Below are 19,412 nucleotides of genomic sequence, written 5' to 3' on the forward strand. Positions count from 1 at the left end.
TGCCCATGCTCCATTCATATAAGCGGCGCCGCGCTGTTGCCGCCTCCTGCTATTGTGACGTTTTGGCAACACTTTCTGAACAACCCCTGCGCTGGAAGCCGGGCTGAGGAAATTGCCCATTTCCCGCCATAAACCCGGCGCACCTCGATCTTGTCTCGGGACACGCGCCAAAAGGCTCGGCGAGGGGCAGGCCGCTCCGCCCCATTGCAGGGAAGATGGGGCAAGGAAGAGTATGGACGCCAAAGTCATCTCCAAGGCTAAGCTCCCTAGCCGCCATGTGACCGTCGGTCCGGCGCGTGCGCCGCATCGTTCCTATCTCTATGCCATGGGTTTGTCGGCGGCCGAGATTGCGCAGCCGCTGGTCGGTGTCGCCTCCTGCTGGAACGAGGCGGCGCCCTGCAACATCTCGCTGATGCGCCAGGCGCAGGTGGTTAAGAAGGGCGTTGCTGCCGCCAGCGGCACGCCGCGCGAATTCTGCACCATCACCGTCACCGATGGCATCGCCATGGGCCACCAGGGCATGAAGTCGTCGCTGGTATCGCGCGAGGTCATCGCCGATTCGGTCGAACTCACCATGCGCGGCCATTGCTACGACGCGCTGGTTGGGCTCGCCGGCTGCGACAAGTCGCTGCCCGGCATGATGATGGCCATGGTGCGGCTCAACGTGCCGTCGATCTTCATCTATGGCGGTTCGATCCTGCCCGGCAGCTATCGCGGCCGCCAGATCACCGTGCAAGATGTGTTCGAGGCGGTCGGCCAGCACTCGGTAGGCACCATCGACGATGCCGAGCTTCTCGAAATCGAGCAGGCGGCCTGCCCGTCGGCCGGCTCCTGCGGCGCCCAGTTCACCGCCAACACCATGGCCACCGTTGCCGAGGCGATCGGCCTGGCGCTGCCCTATTCCTGCGGCGCGCCGGCCCCCTACGAGATGCGCGACCGGTTCAATTTCGCCTCGGGCGAAAAGATCATGGAGCTGATCGCCAGAAATATCCGGCCGCGCGACATCGTCACACTGAAGGCGCTTGAGAATGCGGCGACCGTGGTCTCGGCCACCGGCGGTTCGACCAACGCGGCACTGCATCTGCCGGCGATCGCGCATGAGGCCGGCATCAAGTTCGACCTGTTCGACGTGGCCAAGATCTTCGAGAAGACGCCTTACATCGCCGACCTCAAGCCGGGCGGCAAATATGTCGCCAAGGACATGTTCGAGGCCGGCGGCATTCCGCTGCTGATGAAGACGCTGCTCGACCACGGCTATCTGCATGGCGACTGCATGACCGTGACTGGCCGCACTTTGGCCGAAAACATGCAGCACGTTGTCTGGAATGAGCATCAGGATGTGGTCCGCCCGGCCAACACACCCATTACCCAAACCGGCGGTGTCGTGGGCTTGAAGGGAAACCTTGCCCCCGAAGGCGCGATCGTGAAGGTCGCGGGCATGGCGGAGTTGAAGTTCTCCGGCCCGGCACGCTGCTTCGATTCGGAAGAGGAATGTTTCGAGGCGGTGACGCATCGCAACTACAAGGAGGGCGAGGTTCTCGTCATTCGCTACGAAGGACCGCGCGGCGGCCCCGGCATGCGCGAGATGCTGTCGACGACGGCAGCACTTTACGGCCAGGGCATGGGCGGCAAGGTGGCGCTGATCACCGACGGGCGCTTCTCGGGCGCGACGCGCGGTTTCTGCATCGGCCATGTCGGCCCCGAGGCAGCCGTGGGCGGCCCGATCGGACTGCTCAGGGATGGCGACGTGATCTCGATCGACGCGGTGAACGGCACGATCGACGTGGCGTTGTCCGATAGCGAACTGGCGGCGAGGGCAAAGACATGGAAGGCGCGCGCGACCGATTATCAGTCGGGCGCGATATGGAAATATGCACAGACGGTAGGGCCGGCGCGCGATGGCGCGGTGACCCATCCGGGCGGTGCGAAAGAAACACACTGTTATGCGGACATCTGAGTTGTTGAAGTCAACACCAGAGTTGTTGAGGTCGTCTGTCTTTTCGGCACTGGTCGTGGCCGCCACGTTTGGCGCGACCTTTGGCGCCGTGGGCCAGGCCATGGCCTTCGACGACAAGGTGTTCGACGACAAGACCGGGGTGAAGCCGCAATCCAGCCCCTGGGCGGTCTTCCAGTTCGGCTTCTCCGCCTACAAGAACGGCCACAAGGAACAGGCCGCCGAAGCCTACAAATACGCCGCCGAAAACGGCCAGATCGGCGCCACCTGGAAGCTTGCCCGCATGTATGCCGAGGGCGACGGCGTGGCGCGCGACGACTATGAGGCGTTCAAGTTCTTCTCCGAGATCGTCGACCAGGACGTCGAGCCCGGCTCGCCTGAGGAAAGCTATGTCTCCGATGCGCTGGTGGCGCTTGGCGACTATTTGCGCACGGGCATTCCCGGCAGCCCGGTCGCCGAGAACGAGGTCGCGGCCCAGGAATATTACATGCGCGCCGCCGCCAACTACCGCAATCCGAACGCGCAGTTCGAGATGGGGCAGATGTTCCTGAAGGGCGAGGGCGGCGTGAAGGCCAGTGTCAAGCAGGCCGGGCGCTGGTTCCAACTCGCCGCCGAGAAAGGCCATGCCGGCGCCCAGGCGACACTGGGCCATTTGTTGTTCCAGAGCGGCAAGATCGTTCGCGGCCTGGCGATGATGACGGCAGCGCTCGAACGCGCTTCGCCGGCTGACCAGCCCTGGATCCGCGGCATGCAGGAAGAGGCATTTGCCACCGCTGGCGAGGCCGACCGCCGCACCGCCATCTCGCTGGCCGATGATATCCTCACCAAGGGCAACAACGCGGACCAGTAGTTTTGCTGGCGGCTGAACTGCCGATCTTCCACGGGCGGGAGATTGGCTCAGTTCGCGATCGGCTCCGTCGGCACCATGCTGGGCGCCGGCGTCGAGATCGGCGTGACATGGGGGTGTGGCGCCAGCGTGTTTTCCGGGCAGCTATCCCCGATCTTCGTCCACGAGGTGTTGTTGAGCACCATGTCGCAGCGGGCCAGATGGCTCCGGTCGGCAACCGTCAGGCAGGCGACCTGGCCAAGCTGGTAGGATTTTCCATTGGCCAGGCATTCCTGGTCGGCAAATGCCGCCGCAGGAGCGGCCATGGCAAATGCCAGGCCGATCGGACAAAGAGAAAATCGAATGGTCATGGGAACCCCAGCCGCCATGCTGATCTCCCATCAAGCGCCGGAATGTGGCTATATGAGGTCCAGCGCAAACGGGCCCGGCGAGGGTTCTCTCAGGCCGGCTGAAGCGCTAGATCGATCGCCACCGGGACGTGATCGGATGGTTTTTCCCAGGCGCGCACGTGCTTTTCGATCGACGCGGAAGAAAACCGGTTGGCGGCTTCCGGCGACAAAAGCAGGTGGTCGATGCGGATGCCGTTGTTCTTCTGCCAGGCGCCGGCCTGATAGTCCCAGAATGTGTAGGTGTCGGGCGCGTCGGTGACCGCGCGCACCGCCTCGGTGAAACCAAGGTTGAGCAACCGGCGGAAGGCTTGTCGCGTCTGCGGCTGGAACAGCGCGTCGCCCAGCCAGTTCTCCGGAAACCGCGCGTCGATCCGCTCGGGAATGACGTTGTAGTCGCCGGCGAGCACCAGAGCCTCCTCCAGTCTCAGCCGTTCTTCGGCCCAGCGCTCCAGCCGCGCCATCCAGGACAGCTTGTAAGGAAACTTCTTCTCGTCATCGATCGGATTGCCGTTCGGCAGATAGAGCGAGGCGACGCGCAAGGCGCCCTTGTCGGTTGAGAAAACGCCTTCGATGAAACGCGCCTGTTCATCGGCATCGTCGCCGGGCAGGCCCCGGATGACTTCGTCGAAGCGCAGCTTCGACAACAGGGCCACGCCGTTGAAACCCTTCTGGCCATGGGTTTCGACATTGTAGCCAAGCGCCTCGATCTCGGCGCGCGGGAATTGCTCGTCGACGGTCTTGATCTCCTGCAGGCAGACGATGTCGGGTGCGCTCTCGGTCAGCCAATGGGTGAGGTTGCCAATGCGGGCGCGGACACCGTTGATGTTCCAGGTGACGATTTTCATGGCGGTCTCGATGCTGTTCAGTTGGATTCTTGCGGCGGATGGCGTTCGACGAGGCCAATCGTATTGCCAGCCGGGTCCTTTAGGAAGGCCATCCATTCGCTTTCCCCCGCTGGACCGAACTGGCCCTCCGTGTCGCGATGGACAAGCGTCGGCGGCGCGGTGAAGGGCACGCCTGCCGCGATCGCAGAGGCATGGAAGTCATCGAGGCCCGATATGTCGAGATAGACGGTTCCGGCCGGTACGCCGTCGGTGAACAGCAGCCTGGTTTCTCCGGCCATGATGAAGGCGATGCCCGGCGGATCGAAGCGTGCATGGACGGCCATGCCGAGTACGTCGCGCCAGAAAGCCAGCGTCACGTCGAGGTCACGGCCGGCCGACAGCGCGATCTGACGGACCGCACCGATAACAGGCATTCTATATGGAGAAACTCGTGCCGCAGCCGCAGGAGGCGACGGCGTTCGGATTGCGGATCTGGAACGACTGGCCCATCAGGTCGTCGACGAAGTCGATCACCGAGCCGCCCATATAGACCAGCGACAGGTCATCGATCAGCACGGTGGCGCCGTCCTTCTCGATGGCGACATCGTCGTCGTTGCGCGTATCGACCAGATCGAACTTGTAGGAGAAGCCCGAGCAGCCGCCGCCTTCGACCGACACGCGCAGCGCCGTCTTGCCGGCCTCGTTCGAGACAATCCTGGCGATCCGCTTGGCGGCGGCCTCGGTCATATCGACTTTCATGGCAGTCTTGGCATCAGCGCCCATGGGCGTCACCTTGCTTTCGGTTTCACATGATAGGTATGAAGCGCGAGGGGCCAAGTCAACCTGGCTAAGTCAAACGCGGCAGCATCAGCCATGACCAATGAGTTGGGCGACATCGGATTCGGCTATCGGCCACGCGCCGCCTATGCCTGCGATCCGGGAAACTCGCGCGGACGGCTGTTCGACGAGGTGGAAAGCCCGACCCGCACGCCGTTCCAGCGTGACCGTGACCGCATCATCCATTCGACGGCCTTCCGGCGGCTGAAGCACAAGACGCAGGTCTTCATCGCCCATGAAGGCGACCACTATCGCACCCGCCTGACCCATTCGATCGAAGTGGCGCAGATCGCGCGCGCCCTGGCACGGGCACTGCGCGGCGACGAGGATCTGGCCGAGGCGGTGGCACTGGTGCATGATTTCGGCCACACGCCCTTCGGCCACACCGGCGAGGACGCGCTCAACGAGAAGATGGTTACCTGGGGCGGCTTCGACCATAACGCGCAATCGTTGCGCATCGTGACGAGGCTTGAGGCGCGCTACGCCGAATTCGACGGGCTCAACCTGACCTGGGAAACGCTGGAAGGCCTGGTCAAGCACAATGGGCCGCTGACGGACGCCAACGGCAAGGGTCTGAAAGGGCCGGTGCCGCAGGCGATCCGTGATTATTCGCAACTGCACGATCTCGAACTCGACCGGTTCGCCGGCATCGAGGCGCAATGCGCGGCGATCGCCGACGATATCGCCTACAACACGCATGACATCGATGACGGCTTGAGGGCAGGGCTTTTGACGCTGGACATGCTGGAGACGGTTTCGCTGCCGGGAACGATCCTGAAAGGCGTGCGCGCACGCTATCCCTCCCTCGACGCCGTGCGCACCGGCCACGAACTGATGCGGCGGCAGATAACCGCCATGGTCGAGGACGTGATCAAGTCGACGACCGCCAATCTCGATCGCATCAGGCCGCGGAGCGCCGATGCGGTGAGGGCAGCCGGCGAGACGATGGTGGTTTTCTCGGCCGAAATGGCTGCCTTGGAGAAAGAACTGAAGGCCTTTTTGTACAAGCACCTCTACCGGCACACGGAAGTCATGCGGGTGCGCGCGGACGCCGAGCAGATCGTCAAAAATCTGTTCGACGCCTATTTCGCCGATCCGCGCGCCATGCCGGATGGCTGGCGCGAGGGGCTGGATCGGGCCGATGATCGCATCAAGGCGCGCAGCGTCGCCGACTTCCTGGCGGGTATGACCGACACCTACGCGCTCAAGGAACACCGGCGTTTGTTTGACCATACGCCTGAATTGGGCTAGGGCGGGCTCGATTTTGCCGGCCAACGAGCCGGATTCGCTGCAAAGCCGCCAGAGCCAGACCCCAGAGTCACACAAATGAACATCTTCGCCGATTTCACCGCGCGAATCATAAAAGCCGTCGAAGCGCTTGATCTGAAAGACAAAGACGGCGTTTCGCCTGACCTGTCGCGCATTGCCGTCGAGCCGCCGCGCGACGCCAGCCACGGCGACCTGGCGACCAATGCGGCGATGGTGCTGGCCAAGCCGACCGGCCAGAACCCGCGCGCGCTGGCCGAAAGGCTGGCGCAGGCGTTGCGCGACGACAAGGATGTCGCGGCAACAGAGGTGGCTGGCCCCGGTTTCGTCAATCTCAGGCTGAAGGACGGCTTCTGGCAGACACATCTGATCGCACTGCTCGGCGAGGGCCGCAACTATGGCCGCTCGACGGTTGGCGCTGGCCGGAAGACCAATGTCGAATATGTCTCGGCCAACCCGACAGGCCCGATGCATGTCGGCCATTGCCGGGGTGCTGTCGTCGGCGACGCGCTCGCCAATCTGATGGCGTTTGCCGGCTACGACGTGACCAAGGAATATATCATCAACGACGCTGGCGGACAGATCGACGTGCTCGGTCGCTCGGTCATACTGCGGTATCGGGAGGCACTCGGCGACGAGATCGGCGAGATTCCGCCCGGCCTTTATCCAGGCGATTATTTGGTTCCTCTCGGCCAGGCGCTGGCGAAAGAGTTCGGCCGCAGTCTGCTCCAGATGCCGGAGGACGAGGCGCTAGCTATCGTCAAAGACCGCGCCATCGATGCGATGATGGCGATGATCCGCGATGATCTGGCGCTTCTCAACGTGCATCACGACGTGTTCTTCTCGGAACGTACGTTACACGCCGACAATGCCAGGAAGATCCGCTTGGCGATCAACGATCTGACGCTGAAGGGCCATATCTACAAGGGCAAGCTGCCGCCGCCCAAGGGCGAGAAACCCGACGATTGGGAGGATCGCGAGCAGACGCTGTTCCGCTCGACCGCGGTCGGCGACGACATGGACCGGGCGCTGGTCAAGTCCGATGGCTCGTTCACCTATTTCGCCGCCGACGTCGCCTATCTCAAGGACAAGGTCGATCGCGGCTTCGTCGACCTGATCTATGTGCTCGGCGCCGACCATGGCGGCTACGTCAAGCGGTTGGAAGCCTTGGCGCGGGCGATTGCCGGCGATGAAGTGAAGCTCACGGTTCTGCTTTGCAATCTCGTCAAGCTGTTTCGCGACGGCGAGCCGGTCCGAATGGGAAAAAGGGCTGGGAATTTCATCACGGCGCGGGAAGTCATTGAAGAGGTGGGCCGCGACGCGGTGCGCTTCATGATGCTGTTCCGCAAGGGTGATGCGCCGCTGGATTTCGATTTCGCCAAGGTCACCGAGCAGTCCAAGGACAATCCGGTGTTCTATGTCCAGTACGCCTCGGCGCGCTGTCATTCGGTGTTCCGGCAGGCGAGCGAGCAACTGGGCGAAGCCAATTTCGACCGCAACAGCCTGGCCTCGGCCGCGGCATTGCTCACCGACGAGGGCGAGATCGGCCTGATCCGCAAGCTTGCCGAATACCCGCGGCTGATCGAGTCCGCCGCCCTTGCGCTCGAGCCGCATCGGCTGGCATTTTACCTCTATGACCTGGCCTCCAGCTTCCACGGACACTGGAACCGTGGCACGGATAATCCGGACTTACGTTTTGTTAAGGTTAACGACCGACAATTGACGCATGCCAGACTAGGGCTGGTGCAGGCTGTTTCGGACGTTTTGACGTCCGGCCTGACGTTGATCGGAGCCGCCGCGCCCACCGAAATGCGTTAGGTTTGACTAAATAACCTGTCACCTTTTGCCCACATTGCGCTGGTAAGGGCCAACCCTACGCGACGTCCATGGCGTCCGAATGAGTGCGAGTTCGGGAACAATAATGGCAGACAGAACCCAGCTGAGAGTAGCCGACAACAACGACATCGCTGACGATGATCCGTTCGCGGAGCTGACCAGGATCATGGGATTCGACCCGCGCCAGCCGGTCAGGCCGCAATCGCCCGCCCAGCCGCAGGCCCCAGCCGCCGATCACGGGCTCGAAGAGGGCGATTTCGATATCGATCTCGAGAAAGAAATGATGGGCGAGTTCGGCGCTGACGACAGCGACGCCGCTCCGGTTGTGCAGGCTCATGAGCCGAGCTTCGTGCATGAGCCGGCATTCGAAGCGGCTGACGCCAGCGCGATGGACGAGCTTTCGGTGTCGCTCGACGACGATTTCCAACTGGACATGGCTGAGATGGACGACCACGTCGCCAGCGCCAGCCATGCGGTCGCTGCTGAAGCCGCGCCGTCCGTCGAGCCCGCTTTCGCGTCTGATTTTGGCGATGCCGTTGCCGGTTCGCTTGAGGACGTGTCCCCCTTCGAGGACGATCAGTCGATGGCGGACGAGCTTGCCGCCTCGCTCGACCAGGATCTTCGGATCGATGAGGAAGCCGAAGAGGCCCGGTACGCCGTTGCCGACACGCCCGCTTCTGTCGAGCCCCTTGCCTCCGATGGCGAATTCGACGATGCGGTGGCGGTGTCGCTTGAAGACGAGCTGATGCTCGACGACCATTCGGCGGCGGAACAGTCATTCATGGCCGCCGATCCCGTCGAGCATGCCATGCCGGAGCAGGCGGCGGCGCGTGACGGCCAGGCCATCTCCGACGAGAGCTTTGCCGGCCATTTCGATGATGCCATGGCCGATGTCGACATGGATTTCGACGTTCGCGCCGATGAACCGACCGCCTTCGATGAGCCGGAAGCGCATGATGCGCTTGCCGATGCTGCGGACGCAACAGGCGAGATTCCCAGCCCTGAAGGCATGTCGGACGATGCTTTTGACCTGAATTTGGACGACGCGTTTGCCGAAACGGCCGAAGAGCCGGTCGCCGAGGTTGCCGCCGCTACGGTCCAGCCGGCGGCGCCAGAAGCCAATGTCGCGCCGGCGGTGCACGCCCCGATCGCGGACGAGCGGAGCCTGGAAGACGAGTTGAATGCGCTGCTGGGTGCCATGACGGCGCGCACGGCGCCGGTGGCCAGCGAGCCTGTCACGGCTCAGCCGGCTGTCGCTGCCCTGCCGCCTGTTGCCGAGCCCGCCGAGGAACCGGCCGACCTTGTCGGCGACCTTGACTGGGATCTTGACGAATCCACGCCTGAGCAGAATCGGCATGTCGGCACGGCCCAGGCGGCCGATGCGGATATTGACAATCTTATGCCTGATGAACTCCAGGATCCGAACTCGGACACCATTGGCGATGTCGATTTCGACGACGATGCGCTCGACGTGGCTTTGGCCCAGGGCCTTGATCCGCGTGACGAAGCCGCTCCCCGGGACAATTCGGCGGATTCTCTCGATTGGCTTGCGGAGCGTTCCCAACCGACAGAGCCGACGCGTTCGTGGAGCCGCGTGACGCCGGTTCCGCAGCAGCCGTCATTCAGCGCACAGCCTGCGTTCAGCGCTCAGTCGGCCGCTTCGATGGCATCCATGGCCGCAGCGCCGGCAGTCGCCGCCATGACGTCCTATCGTTCGTCAGACCCGGTCGAGACCGTGGCTCCCGCTGCCCCGGTGTCGGCGCCGCAATCGCGCCAGCCGGCGCGTTACGAAGACATGCCCGATGTCGAGACGGTCGATGTGCCCGAGCGTGTCGTGGCGCTGGCGGACGATCTCGATATCCCCGAACTGCACTTCGACGAAGACCAGCCGGCGTCGCCTGGCTACGACGATCTCGATGCCGAGTTCTCCAGCCTTCTCTCCGAGATGAACGCGGTGGAGGTCGCTGCCGCTCCCGCAAACAATGCGGCCGGCGCGTCTTACGATGATGACTCCTATGCCGCGGGCTTCAAGCCGGGCTATGACAGCCTCAAGCCGGGCTATGACGGGGTCAAGCCGGGCTATGAGCCGGAAGCGCGAACCTATGCGGCGCGGCCGATGGACATGTCTGCCCGCGCGGCGGCGCCCACGGGTTATGCCGACGCCTCTGGCTTCGACCTCGACAGTCTGCCAGGGAGCCAGCCGGTTTCCCAAGCCGATGATTTCACCGTCGATGAACTCGACTACGATCCCGAACTCGACGAGGCTATGGCTGTTCCGGGGCTCGGCGAGCGTGAGGCCGCGAGGCCGTCGCGCGGACGCGGCCTGTTCATCGCCGCGATTGTCGGCGCGGTCGCGGTCGCGGGCGGTCTCGGTGCCTTTGCGCTGTCCTTTGGCGGCAAGGGCGGCAGCGAAGCGCCTGTCATTGTCAAGGCCGACAACGCGCCGATCAAGGTCAAGCCGGAGAATCCGGGCGGCGCCGTGGTGCCCAATCAGGACAACAAGGTCTACGACGCGGTCAGGGGCGCAAAGCCGGCCGAGCCGGTCCAGGAAAAGCTGGTCACCAACACCGAAGAGCCGGTGGACGTGCAGGCGAAGGACCCGGCCCGCGCCATCGATCTTTCGCCCGACCAGAATGCAGCCGCCGCTGGAACCGATGTCGGCAATGCCGCGCCGATGGCCGGCGCCGCTTCGGCCGACAATACGGCGCCAGCGCCCAAGTCCGAGGACCGCATCGCGCAGGTGCTGCAGGATGCCGACAAGGGCACAAATGCCGATGTCGTCGCCGTTGCGCCGCGCAAGGTGAGGACCATGGTGGTCAAGTCGGACGGTTCGCTGGTGCCGCGTGAAGATCCGGCGGCGCCCGCCGCTCCGCAAGTGGCCGCTACCGAGCCGGTCGACCCGGCGCCGCAGCATGTTGCCCCGACGGCGCAAGCGGATGCGGACCAGACCGGCACCGTGGCGCCGGCCGCCGCCCAGGCGGACGACGAGCCGGCCCTCAAGCCGGTGGCCAAGCCGAAGGCCGAGGCCCAATCGGCCAACACGCCGGCAAAGGTTCCGCTCGCGCCGCAGCGTCCGTCCGACCAGCCCGTCGACGTCGTCGGCGAGGTCAAGCCCGATCAGGTTGCGTCCATCGATCCGGCATCGACCGCGGCCGGCGGTGGCTCGTGGTCGATGCAGATCGCCTCGCAGCCGACGGTCGAAAGCGCCCAGTCCAGCTATCAGGATCTGCAGCGCCGCTACGGCAGCGTGCTTGCCGGGCGTACCGCCAACATCGTCAAGGCCGAGATCGCCGGCAAAGGCACGTTTTACCGCGTGCGCGTTCCGGCCCAGTCGCGCAATGACGCGATCAATTTGTGCACCAGCTACAAGGCCGCCGGCGGCAACTGCTTCGTCTCGCGCTAAAGCCGGAGCCAACCAATTAAAAGCCGGCGCGGTCCACCGCGCCGGCTTTTTTCATGGGGAAAGCAGATCCGGCGTTGCACTGGATGAATCCCTGGCGATTCCCTTTGATCGCACAAAGCCCTAAACTGCCGACATGACCGAATCAAAATCCATGATCCTCGGCTGTGCCGGGAAATCGCTCACCCGCGAAGAAATCAATTTCTATCGCAATGAATGCCCGTGGGCCTTCATCCTGTTTGCGCGCAACATTGGCGAGACCGAACAGATCCGCGATCTGGTCGCCGAGATGCGGGACTGCATTGGGCGCCCGGACGCGCTGGTGTTCATCGATCAGGAAGGCGGCCGTGTGCAGCGCTTGCGACCGCCGCTGGCGCCGAACTATCCCGCCGGCGGCGCGCTGGGCGCGCTGTGGCGCGACGATCATGATGCCGGCGCCCGCGCGGCCTGGCTGATGGCGCGGCTGCATGCCTTCGACCTGCTGCGCTACGGCATTACAGCCGATTGCCTGCCGGTGCTCGACGTGCCGATCGAAGGCGCCAGCGATGTCATCGGCGCGCGTGCCTACGGCAAGGACCCGTGGCCGGTGATCGAACTCGGCCGCGCAGCCGCGGAGGGACTGATGTCGGGCGGCGTGCTGCCGGTCATGAAGCATATTCCGGGTCATGGGCGTGCCTTTGCCGACACGCATTTCGAACTGCCAGTGGTCAATGCCTCGCTCAGCGACCTGCAGCGGCATGATTTCGCCCCGTTCAAGGAGCTTAGCCATCTGCCGATGGCGATGACAGCCCATGTCGTCTACAGCGCGATCGACCCCAACAATCCGGCGACCACCTCCGGCAAGGTCATCGACGAGATCATCCGGCGCGAAATCGGCTTCGACGGACTGCTGATGAGCGACGACACCTCGATGAAGGCACTTTCTGGGGATTTCCCGACAAAGGCGGCCTCGATCCTTGCGGCGGGCTGCGATCTGGTCCTTCACTGCAACGGCGTTTTCGAGGAGATGGCCGGCATCGCATCGCGCACCACGGGGCTTGAGGGCACGTCGCTGGAGCGCGCAAAGCGGGCGCTGACCTATATAAAGGACCGTGACACGGTCGAAGAAACCGAAATACGTGCCGAATTCGCCACCTACTTCGACGCGGTGGCATAGCAAAGGGAAAGTGACAGGCAGTGGCGGAAACATTGGAAAGCAAGGCCGCGAAGGCCGCACCGATGGACCGTCTGTGGGCCGAGAATGACGATTCACGCGTCACCGGCGACCCGTCTCTGGTCGTCGACGTGGCCGGCTTCGAAGGTCCGCTCGATCTTCTGCTGCATCTTGCCCGCACCCAGAAGGTCGATCTGGCCCGCATTTCGATCCTGGCGCTGGTCGAGCAATATCTGACCTTTGTCGAGACGGCGAGGGCGCTCAGGCTGGAGCTTGCCGCCGACTATCTGGTGATGGCGGCGTGGCTGGCCTTCCTCAAGTCCAAGCTCCTGATCCCCAAGCAGCCCGGCGACGAGGGCGAAAGCGGCGAGGAACTGGCGGCGGTGCTGCAGTTCCGTCTGAAGCGGCTGGAAGCCATGCGCGACGCCTCGGCGCGGCTGGTCAACCGCAACCGGCTCGGCCGCGACGTGTTCGCGCGCGGTATGCCGGAAATGGTCATCGTCGAAAAGCGTAACGCCTATTCGGCCTCGCTCTACGATCTCTTGACCGCCTATGCCCAGCAGCGGCAGAAGCAGGCGATCAACAATGTGACCATCGCCAGGCGCGGCGTCTGGTCGCTCAAGGACGCGCGCGACATCCTGACCCGCCTGGTCGGGGCTGCAAGTGACTGGACGGCGCTGGAAAGTTTTCTGATCGCGTACATGACCAGCCCCGAGGAGCGGCGCACGGCGATCGCCAGTTCGTTTGCGGCCACGCTGGAGCTGGTGCGCGACGGCACGATGGATGTGCGGCAGGATCAGACGTTCGCGCCGATCTACCTGCGCGGCCGCACGCAGGCAATCAAGGCAGTCGAGGTGGCATCATGAGCGAACGCGCCAACGCTTCGGTTGTCCCGTTCAAGGTCGGCGATGAACCCGAAGAGGAGTCGCTTTCCCAGGATCCGGCCGAGCAGCAGCTACAGAACCCGGCCGAGCGGCTGCATCTGGCCGAGGCCGTGCGCATGGCCGAGGCGATCGTGTTCGCCAGCGCCGAACCCGTCAGCGAAAAGCAGCTTGCGGCCCGCCTTCCTGACGGCATCAACATCACCCTGGCCATGGCCGAGCTGCAGCAGATCTATGCGCGGCGCGGCGTCAATCTGGTGCGTGTCGGCGACGCCTGGGCGTTCCGCACTGCCGGCGACCTGGCTTTCCTGATGAGCAGGGATACCGTCCAGCAAAGGAAGCTCTCCCGCGCGGCTCTCGAAGTGCTGGCGATCATTGCCTATCACCAGCCGGTGACGCGTGCCGAGATCGAGGACATCCGCGGCGTCGAAACTTCGAAAGGCACGCTCGACACGCTGCTGGAAACGGAATGGGTGCGCATGCGCGGCCGGCGTAAGACGCCCGGCCGCCCAGTCACCTACGGCACGACGGAGACCTTTCTCGACCATTTCGCGCTGGAAGAGATCCGCGATCTTCCCGGCATGGAGGAACTGAAGGGGGCCGGACTGCTTTCGGGCCGCATGCCGTCGAATTTCTCCATTCCGCAGCCGCCGGCCGATCCCGACGCATTGACCGAGGACGAGGATGCGCTGACCGACATCGATCTCGAGGAACTCGGCCTGCTGACGCCGCGCGTCACGGAAGATTGACTGGCATTGGCGGCCAACTTGATGAGGATGCGCGGATTCGTAGCGGGCCTTCACGCCGAAAACGCGTGACATCCACCACCCTTTCATAAACTCTGTCGCAGTTGTGTTTGAATCCCAACGCGAAAACGCATAGATCATCGCCAGGGAAAACATTCGAGAGAGATTTGCTATGGGTTCATTTTCGATTTGGCATTGGCTGATCGTGCTGGTGATCGTGCTTTTGGTGTTCGGCCGCGGCAAGATTCCCGAGCTGATGGGCGATATGGCCAAGGGCATCAAGAGCTTCAAGAAGGGCATGGCCGACGACGAGGTTGCCGAAGACAAGCGCACCGTCGAACACCGTGCCGACGAGACCGTTGCGGCCGCGAAGGAAAAAGCCAGCAAGAGCTGAGCCCAAGGTTCTAGTCGGAACAGAGTGCCATGTTTGAAGTCGGCTGGACCGAAATGCTGGTCATCGCGATCGTCATGATCGTGGTCGTCGGACCCAAGGATTTGCCCAATATGCTGCGTACCTTCGGCCGCACGACGGCGAAGCTGCGCGCCATGGCGTCCGATTTCCAGAAACAGTTCAACGAGGCGCTTAAGGAAGCCGAGCTCGACGACGTCAAGAAGTCCGTCGACGAGCTCAGGGGCCTCAGTCCGATGGCCGAGATCAGGAAGCAGCTCAATCCGTTCGAGCAGGCCGCGGCCGACGTTCGCTCCGGCGTCGATGCGGCGATGAAGCCGAAGCCGGCGGAGAATCCGGCAACGCCAGCCGCTTCGACCCCGCAGGCGGCCGAGCCATTGAAGAACGGTGCAACGACCATGCCCGGCGTCAACGGACCGGAAGCAGCGCCCGCAGCGCCGATTTTCCCCGCAATGACGGACGAATCGGTGGTGACGTCGTCAGTGCCGGCGGCGCCTGTCGTGGCGCCGAAGGCGTCCGCGGCGAAGAAGGCAGCCAAGGCTGCGCCGTCAAAGGCGATACCGGTTGCAAAAGCACCGGCCAAGGCTTCGGCAAATGGCGCAAAGGCTCCAGCGCCGGCGAAAACGGTCGCCGCGAAGGCCGCGCCTGCGCCCAGGGCGCCAGAGAAGACCGGGACTGCGGCAAAGCCTGAAGCGGTCAAAGCCGCCAAGCCTGCCGTGGCCAAGGTGATCGCGTCCAAGGCCGTAGCGACCAAGGCCGTGGCGACCAAGATGGCGGCGAAAGCCGAACCGAAGCCTGCCGCGGCGAAGAAGCCGGTGGCCAAGAAGACGGCGGGAGCCGCCAAGTGAGCGTTTCGGACACCGAAAAGGACGAGATCGAGAAATCGTCGGCGCCGCTGATGGAGCACCTGATAGAGCTGCGCCGGCGGCTGATCTGGTCGCTGGGCGGCTTCTTCGTTGCCTTCCTGGTCTGTTTCTTCTTCGCCAAGAAGCTGTTCAACCTTCTGGTCGTCCCGTTCAAATGGGCGACGCAGTGGGCCGGGCTCGATCCGCACAAGGTCGAGCTGATCTACACCGCGCCGCAGGAATTCTTCTTCACCCAGGTCAAGCTCGCCATGTTCGGCGGCATGGTGATCGCCTTTCCGCTGATCGCCACACAGATCTACAAATTCATCGCACCCGGCCTCTACAAGAACGAGCGCAACGCGTTTTTGCCTTTCCTGATCGCGTCGCCGATCCTGTTCCTGATGGGCGCGTCGCTGGTCTATTTCTTCTTCACGCCGATGGTGATGTGGTTCTTCCTCGCCATGCAGCAGGCCGGCACCGACGATCAGGTGCAGATTTCACTGCTGCCGAAAGTGTCGGAATATCTCAGCCTGATCATGACGCTGATCTTCTCCTTCGGCCTCGTATTCCAGCTGCCGGTGGTGACCAGCCTGATGACGCGCGTCGGCATGCTGTCGTCCAAGGGGCTGGCCGAGAAGCGCAAATGGGCGATCGTCATTGCCTTCGTCGTCGCGGCGATACTGACGCCGCCCGATCCGATGAGCCAGATCGGCCTGGCCATCCCGACGATCCTTCTCTACGAGGTCTCCATCTGGGCTGCCCGGCTGATCGAGCGCGATCGGGAAAAGCAGCGCGTGGCACGCGAGAAGCAGGACGCGGCGGAAGAAGTCGCCGAGAAGAAGCCGGCGGACGCGTCCTCCACCTGAACGGCGCGGCTGCGTCTGGCCAGCTTCGGAACCGATGTCGATAGGAATTTTTTCTTGACCTGCTGAGGGCAGCTATGCTATGATTTTCGGTATGGTGCTGATTTGCGCCAACGACCCGCCGTAGAGGCGGGTTTTTCATTTCAGGCTCTCCTCCGCCTTCAGTCGAAAGCGCGTCAAAGCGTGATCGCATGCTTGCGTTCCCCATGCCCCATCTTGCATCGATCGAGGATGCGGTTTACGCCCTCTGCCTGAAACGCATCGTACTCAAAGCGATGCGTTTCAGTTTTGTTTGAAGCATGTCGTGGTCCCAAAACCGCTGCGCACTTTTGGGCGACATGCTACCCCGGAGCGTTCAAACCATGCTTGACATCAAATGGATTCGCGACAACCCGAAGGCCCTTGTCGAGGCGCTGGTTAAGCGCTCGTGGTCGGCCGGTGAAGCGCAGTCCACGGTCGACGGGCTGATCGCCTCGGACGAGGCGCGGCGCGAACACGTCACCGAACTGCAGACCAAGCAGGAGCGCCGCAATGCCGCGTCGAAGGAGATCGGCAACGCCATGCGTTCGGGCGATGCCGCCCTGGCCGAGACGCTGAAAGCCGAAGTCGGCGAGATCAAGGTCTTCATCCAGAACGGCGAGGCGCGCGAACGCGAGCTCGACAAGGCGCTGAACGATGCGCTGGCGGTGCTGCCCAACGTACCGTTCGATGACGTGCCTGTCGGCAAGGACGAGCACGACAATGTCGTCAAGCACATCGTCGGCAAGGTGCCGACGCGGCCGAACTGGGTGAAGGAGCACTTCGAGATCGGCGAAGCGCTCGGCATGATGGATTTCGAGCGCGCGGCAAAGCTGTCGGGCTCGCGCTTTACGGTGCTCAAAAGCGGACTGGCCCGAATGGAACGTGCGCTCGGCCAGTTCATGCTGGACCTGCATACGACCGAACACGGCTACGAAGAAGTCATCCCGCCGTTGATGGTCAAGGACGATGTTCTGTTCGGCACCAACCAATTGCCGAAGTTCGAGGACGATCTGTTCTTCACGCCGCACGGGGAGGGCAGGCTTGGCCTGATTCCCACCGCCGAGGTCCCACTCACCAACCTTGTGCGTGAGGAAATCACCGCGCATGAAAAACTGCCGCTGCGCTACACCGCGCTGACGCCGTGTTTCCGTTCGGAAGCGGGCTCGGCCGGGCGCGACACGCGCGGCATGCTGCGTCAGCACCAGTTCTACAAGGTCGAACTGGTGTCGATCACCGATCAGGAATCGTCGCTTGCCGAGCATGAGCGGATGACGCAATGCGCCGAGGAAGTGCTGAAGCGGCTCGGCCTGCCGTTCCGCACCATGACGCTGTGCACCGGCGACATGGGGTTTGGCGCGCGCAAGACCTACGACATCGAGGTCTGGCTGCCCGGCCAGAATGCCTATCGCGAGATCTCGTCCTGCTCGGTGTGCGGCGATTTCCAGGCGCGCCGCATGGACGCCCGCTACAAGGACAAAGACGGCAAGGGCAACCGCTTCGTCCACACGCTCAACGGCTCGGGCACAGCCGTTGGCCGCGCGCTCATCGCCGTCATCGAAAACTACCAGAATGAAGATGGCAGCGTAACCATTCCTGAAGTGCTGCGGCCTTACATGGGCGGTCTGGAAAAGATCGAAGCGAAATAATGCGCATTCTCCTGACCAATGACGACGGCATTCATGCCGAGGGCCTGGCGTCGCTCGAACGCGTCGCACGTACGCTGTCCGACGATGTCTGGGTGGTGGCGCCCGAGCAGGACCAGTCCGGCTATGCGCATTCGCTGTCGATCTCGGAGCCGCTGCGGCTGCGCAAGATCGGCGAGAAGCATTTTGCCGTGCGCGGCACGCCGACGGATTGCGTCATCATGGGCGTCAAGAAAATCCTGCCTGGCGCACCCGACCTGATCCTGTCCGGCATCAATTCCGGCGCCAACATCGCCGACGACGTCACTTACTCCGGCACTGTTGCCGGCGCCATGGAAGGCGCACTGCTCGGCATCCGCTCGATCGCGCTCAGTCAGGGTTACAGCTATGTCGGCGAAGATCGCGTCGTCCCTTACGAGACGACCGAGGCGCTGGCGCCGGCACTGCTGAAGAAACTGGTCGCGACGCCGTTGCCGGACGGCGTGCTGCTCAACGTCAATTTTCCGAACTGTCTTCCCGAGGAGGTCGCCGGCACTGTGGTCACCACGCAAGGCAAGTTGGTGCACAGCCTGTGGGTCGACGAGCGCCGCGACGGGCGCGGCCTGCCTTACTACTGGCTGCGCTTCGGCCGCGAGCCGGTCGAAGGCAAGCAAGGCACCGATCTGTACGCTCTGCGTAACAGGCTGGTTTCGGTGACGCCATTGCAGCTCGACCTCACAGCGCATGAAATCCGTGACCAGCTGAGCAAGGCGCTTGCATGAACCAGGGGATCGATGATCGCGAAGGCTTTGCCGCCTTTCTGCTGCGCCTGCGCGGCCGGGGTACCGTGCCGAAGGCACTGATCGCTGCCTTCGAGGCGACGCCGCGGCGCGGCTTCCTGGCGGCCCAGTTCCATCAGATCGCCTGGTCGGACCGCATGCTGCCGATCGAATGCGGCGAGGCGATCGAAGGCGCCGACATGCAGGCGGCGGTGACCGCGGCGCTAGCCATCCAGCAGGGCAACCGCGTGCTCGAGATCGGCACGGGCTCGGGTTACACCTCGGCGGTGATGTCGCGGCTGGCCGGGCGGGTCATCACCACCGATCGCTACAAGACGCTCGCCGAGCAGGCGCGGCAGCGCTTCGAGGCGCTCGGCATCGGCAATGTGATCGTGCGCCACACCGATGGTTCCGGCGGGCTGCCGAATGAAGGGCCATTTGACCGCATCGTCGCCTGGGCTGCCTTCGACAGCCTGCCGCGCTTCCTGCTCGACCAGTTGTCGAGCGGCGGTATCGTCATCGCTCCGATCGGCCCTGAAGAGGGCGAACAGGTGCTGGCCAAGCTGACCAAGGTCGGCAGCCGCTTCGAGCGTGAAGACATCGGCCTCGTTCGCCTGCAGCCGATCCTGCGCGGTGTCGCCGCTATCATCTAGCGCGTATGTCGATGTTTCGGGCCGGGCCGCGTCGGGTAGCGCGCCGGTCTTCGACCCCGGCTGGCCTGACCTGAAAATCTCCCCTCG

The 19,412-nt window shown here is 63.6% G+C and carries 18 protein-coding genes; 14 read left to right on the forward strand and 4 right to left on the reverse strand.

All coding sequences use genetic code 11. From position 1 onward, the window contains the following. Nucleotides 1–232 precede the first annotated feature (232 nt). Together ilvD and MESCI2_RS0126670 are read left to right on the forward strand one after the other, a co-directional pair. Entirely contained in the window at nt 233–1,957 is a 1,725-nt protein-coding gene (ilvD, locus tag MESCI2_RS0126665) for a dihydroxy-acid dehydratase (protein ID WP_027039137.1), read from the forward strand. Continuing rightward, nucleotides 1,944–2,804 (forward strand): tetratricopeptide repeat protein, encoded by an 861-nt coding sequence (locus tag MESCI2_RS0126670; RefSeq protein WP_032901393.1) that lies wholly within the window; start codon nt 1,944–1,946, stop codon nt 2,802–2,804. The genes ilvD and MESCI2_RS0126670 overlap by 14 nt, the downstream gene beginning before the upstream one ends. Nucleotides 2,805–2,851: 47 nt before the next feature. Here MESCI2_RS0126670 and MESCI2_RS0126675 read toward each other — a convergent pair whose 3' ends face one another. From MESCI2_RS0126675 to erpA, 4 genes are all read right to left on the reverse strand, one after another. Then, the gene (locus MESCI2_RS0126675) at nt 2,852–3,169 is read right to left on the reverse strand and encodes a hypothetical protein (protein WP_027039139.1); all 318 of its coding nucleotides are present in this window, start codon (nt 3,167–3,169) and stop codon (nt 2,852–2,854) included. A 71-nt stretch (nt 3,170–3,240) separates the two neighbouring features. Then, a complete protein-coding gene (xth, locus tag MESCI2_RS0126680; RefSeq protein ID WP_032901394.1) occupies nt 3,241–4,035 on the reverse strand; it encodes an exodeoxyribonuclease III in 795 nt (264 codons plus the stop codon). Between the two features lie 17 nt (nt 4,036–4,052). Continuing rightward, a complete protein-coding gene (locus MESCI2_RS0126685) occupies nt 4,053–4,448 on the reverse strand; it encodes a VOC family protein (RefSeq protein WP_027039141.1) in 396 nt (131 codons plus the stop codon). A 1-nt stretch (nt 4,449) separates the two neighbouring features. Continuing rightward, on the reverse strand, nt 4,450–4,797 hold the full coding sequence (erpA, locus tag MESCI2_RS0126690; protein ID WP_013531288.1) for an iron-sulfur cluster insertion protein ErpA: 348 nt from the start codon (nt 4,795–4,797) through the stop codon (nt 4,450–4,452). A 90-nt stretch (nt 4,798–4,887) separates the two neighbouring features. Between erpA and MESCI2_RS0126695 the strand changes: the two genes are divergently transcribed. The 12 genes from MESCI2_RS0126695 (at nt 4,888) to MESCI2_RS0126755 (ending at nt 19,325) form a co-directional block, all read left to right on the forward strand. After that, nucleotides 4,888–6,102: a deoxyguanosinetriphosphate triphosphohydrolase gene (locus MESCI2_RS0126695; RefSeq protein WP_027039142.1), complete on the forward strand. Its 1,215-nt coding sequence runs from the start codon at nt 4,888–4,890 to the stop codon at nt 6,100–6,102. Nucleotides 6,103–6,177: 75 nt separating this feature from the next. Beyond that, nucleotides 6,178–7,935, forward strand: a complete 1,758-nt coding sequence (argS, locus tag MESCI2_RS0126700) for an arginine--tRNA ligase (protein WP_027039143.1) — start codon at nt 6,178–6,180, stop codon at nt 7,933–7,935. A gap of 103 nt (nt 7,936–8,038) precedes the next feature. Continuing rightward, complete coding sequence (locus MESCI2_RS0126705) at nt 8,039–11,356, forward strand: SPOR domain-containing protein (protein WP_027039144.1); 3,318 nt, start codon at nt 8,039–8,041, stop codon at nt 11,354–11,356. Nucleotides 11,357–11,489: 133 nt separating this feature from the next. Further along, nucleotides 11,490–12,509: a beta-N-acetylhexosaminidase gene (gene nagZ, locus MESCI2_RS0126710; RefSeq protein WP_027039145.1), complete on the forward strand. Its 1,020-nt coding sequence runs from the start codon at nt 11,490–11,492 to the stop codon at nt 12,507–12,509. 62 nt (nt 12,510–12,571) lie between these two features. Next, nucleotides 12,572–13,372, forward strand: a complete 801-nt coding sequence (locus tag MESCI2_RS0126715) for a segregation and condensation protein A (protein WP_050596706.1) — start codon at nt 12,572–12,574, stop codon at nt 13,370–13,372. Continuing rightward, entirely contained in the window at nt 13,369–14,136 is a 768-nt protein-coding gene (scpB, locus tag MESCI2_RS0126720) for an SMC-Scp complex subunit ScpB (RefSeq protein WP_027039147.1), read from the forward strand. Before MESCI2_RS0126715 ends, scpB begins: the two co-directional genes overlap by 4 nt. Before the next feature lie 169 nt (nt 14,137–14,305). Continuing rightward, a complete protein-coding gene (locus MESCI2_RS0126725; protein ID WP_023812188.1) occupies nt 14,306–14,527 on the forward strand; it encodes a twin-arginine translocase TatA/TatE family subunit in 222 nt (73 codons plus the stop codon). Nucleotides 14,528–14,556: 29 nt separating this feature from the next. Next, on the forward strand, nt 14,557–15,390 hold the full coding sequence (tatB, locus tag MESCI2_RS0126730) for a Sec-independent protein translocase protein TatB (protein WP_027039148.1): 834 nt from the start codon (nt 14,557–14,559) through the stop codon (nt 15,388–15,390). Further along, nucleotides 15,387–16,253, forward strand: a complete 867-nt coding sequence (tatC, locus tag MESCI2_RS0126735; protein WP_027039149.1) for a twin-arginine translocase subunit TatC — start codon at nt 15,387–15,389, stop codon at nt 16,251–16,253. The genes tatB and tatC overlap by 4 nt, the downstream gene beginning before the upstream one ends. Nucleotides 16,254–16,612: 359 nt before the next feature. Then, complete coding sequence (serS, locus tag MESCI2_RS0126745) at nt 16,613–17,917, forward strand: serine--tRNA ligase (RefSeq protein ID WP_027039150.1); 1,305 nt, start codon at nt 16,613–16,615, stop codon at nt 17,915–17,917. Further along, complete coding sequence (gene surE / locus MESCI2_RS0126750) at nt 17,917–18,675, forward strand: 5'/3'-nucleotidase SurE (protein WP_027039151.1); 759 nt, start codon at nt 17,917–17,919, stop codon at nt 18,673–18,675. The genes serS and surE overlap by 1 nt, the downstream gene beginning before the upstream one ends. Continuing rightward, complete coding sequence (locus MESCI2_RS0126755) at nt 18,672–19,325, forward strand: protein-L-isoaspartate(D-aspartate) O-methyltransferase (RefSeq protein WP_027039152.1); 654 nt, start codon at nt 18,672–18,674, stop codon at nt 19,323–19,325. Before surE ends, MESCI2_RS0126755 begins: the two co-directional genes overlap by 4 nt. Nucleotides 19,326–19,412 lie beyond the last annotated feature (87 nt).

The organism is Mesorhizobium ciceri WSM4083 (assembly GCF_000519305.1).
Classification (GTDB): domain Bacteria; phylum Pseudomonadota; class Alphaproteobacteria; order Rhizobiales; family Rhizobiaceae; genus Mesorhizobium; species Mesorhizobium ciceri_B.

Excerpts from the sequence above, each read along its gene's own strand:
- MESCI2_RS0126715 (WP_050596706.1), top strand. The coding sequence starts at position 12,572 with ATGGACCGTCTGTGGGCCGAGAATGACGATTCACGCGTCACCGGCGAC.
- MESCI2_RS0126705 (WP_027039144.1), top strand. The coding sequence starts at position 8,039 with ATGGCAGACAGAACCCAGCTGAGAGTAGCCGACAACAACGACATCGCT.
- surE (WP_027039151.1), top strand. The coding sequence starts at position 17,917 with ATGCGCATTCTCCTGACCAATGACGACGGCATTCATGCCGAGGGCCTG.
- nagZ (WP_027039145.1), top strand. The coding sequence starts at position 11,490 with ATGACCGAATCAAAATCCATGATCCTCGGCTGTGCCGGGAAATCGCTC.
- MESCI2_RS0126670 (WP_032901393.1), top strand. The coding sequence starts at position 1,944 with ATGCGGACATCTGAGTTGTTGAAGTCAACACCAGAGTTGTTGAGGTCG.
- serS (WP_027039150.1), top strand. The coding sequence starts at position 16,613 with ATGCTTGACATCAAATGGATTCGCGACAACCCGAAGGCCCTTGTCGAG.
- argS (WP_027039143.1), top strand. The coding sequence starts at position 6,178 with ATGAACATCTTCGCCGATTTCACCGCGCGAATCATAAAAGCCGTCGAA.
- ilvD (WP_027039137.1), top strand. The coding sequence starts at position 233 with ATGGACGCCAAAGTCATCTCCAAGGCTAAGCTCCCTAGCCGCCATGTG.
- MESCI2_RS0126695 (WP_027039142.1), top strand. The coding sequence starts at position 4,888 with ATGACCAATGAGTTGGGCGACATCGGATTCGGCTATCGGCCACGCGCC.
- erpA (WP_013531288.1), bottom strand. The coding sequence starts at position 4,797 with ATGGGCGCTGATGCCAAGACTGCCATGAAAGTCGATATGACCGAGGCC.
- MESCI2_RS0126685 (WP_027039141.1), bottom strand. The coding sequence starts at position 4,448 with ATGCCTGTTATCGGTGCGGTCCGTCAGATCGCGCTGTCGGCCGGCCGT.
- xth (WP_032901394.1), bottom strand. The coding sequence starts at position 4,035 with ATGAAAATCGTCACCTGGAACATCAACGGTGTCCGCGCCCGCATTGGC.
- MESCI2_RS0126675 (WP_027039139.1), bottom strand. The coding sequence starts at position 3,169 with ATGGCGGCTGGGGTTCCCATGACCATTCGATTTTCTCTTTGTCCGATC.
- MESCI2_RS0126725 (WP_023812188.1), top strand. The coding sequence starts at position 14,306 with ATGGGTTCATTTTCGATTTGGCATTGGCTGATCGTGCTGGTGATCGTG.
- tatB (WP_027039148.1), top strand. The coding sequence starts at position 14,557 with ATGTTTGAAGTCGGCTGGACCGAAATGCTGGTCATCGCGATCGTCATG.
- scpB (WP_027039147.1), top strand. The coding sequence starts at position 13,369 with ATGAGCGAACGCGCCAACGCTTCGGTTGTCCCGTTCAAGGTCGGCGAT.
- MESCI2_RS0126755 (WP_027039152.1), top strand. The coding sequence starts at position 18,672 with ATGAACCAGGGGATCGATGATCGCGAAGGCTTTGCCGCCTTTCTGCTG.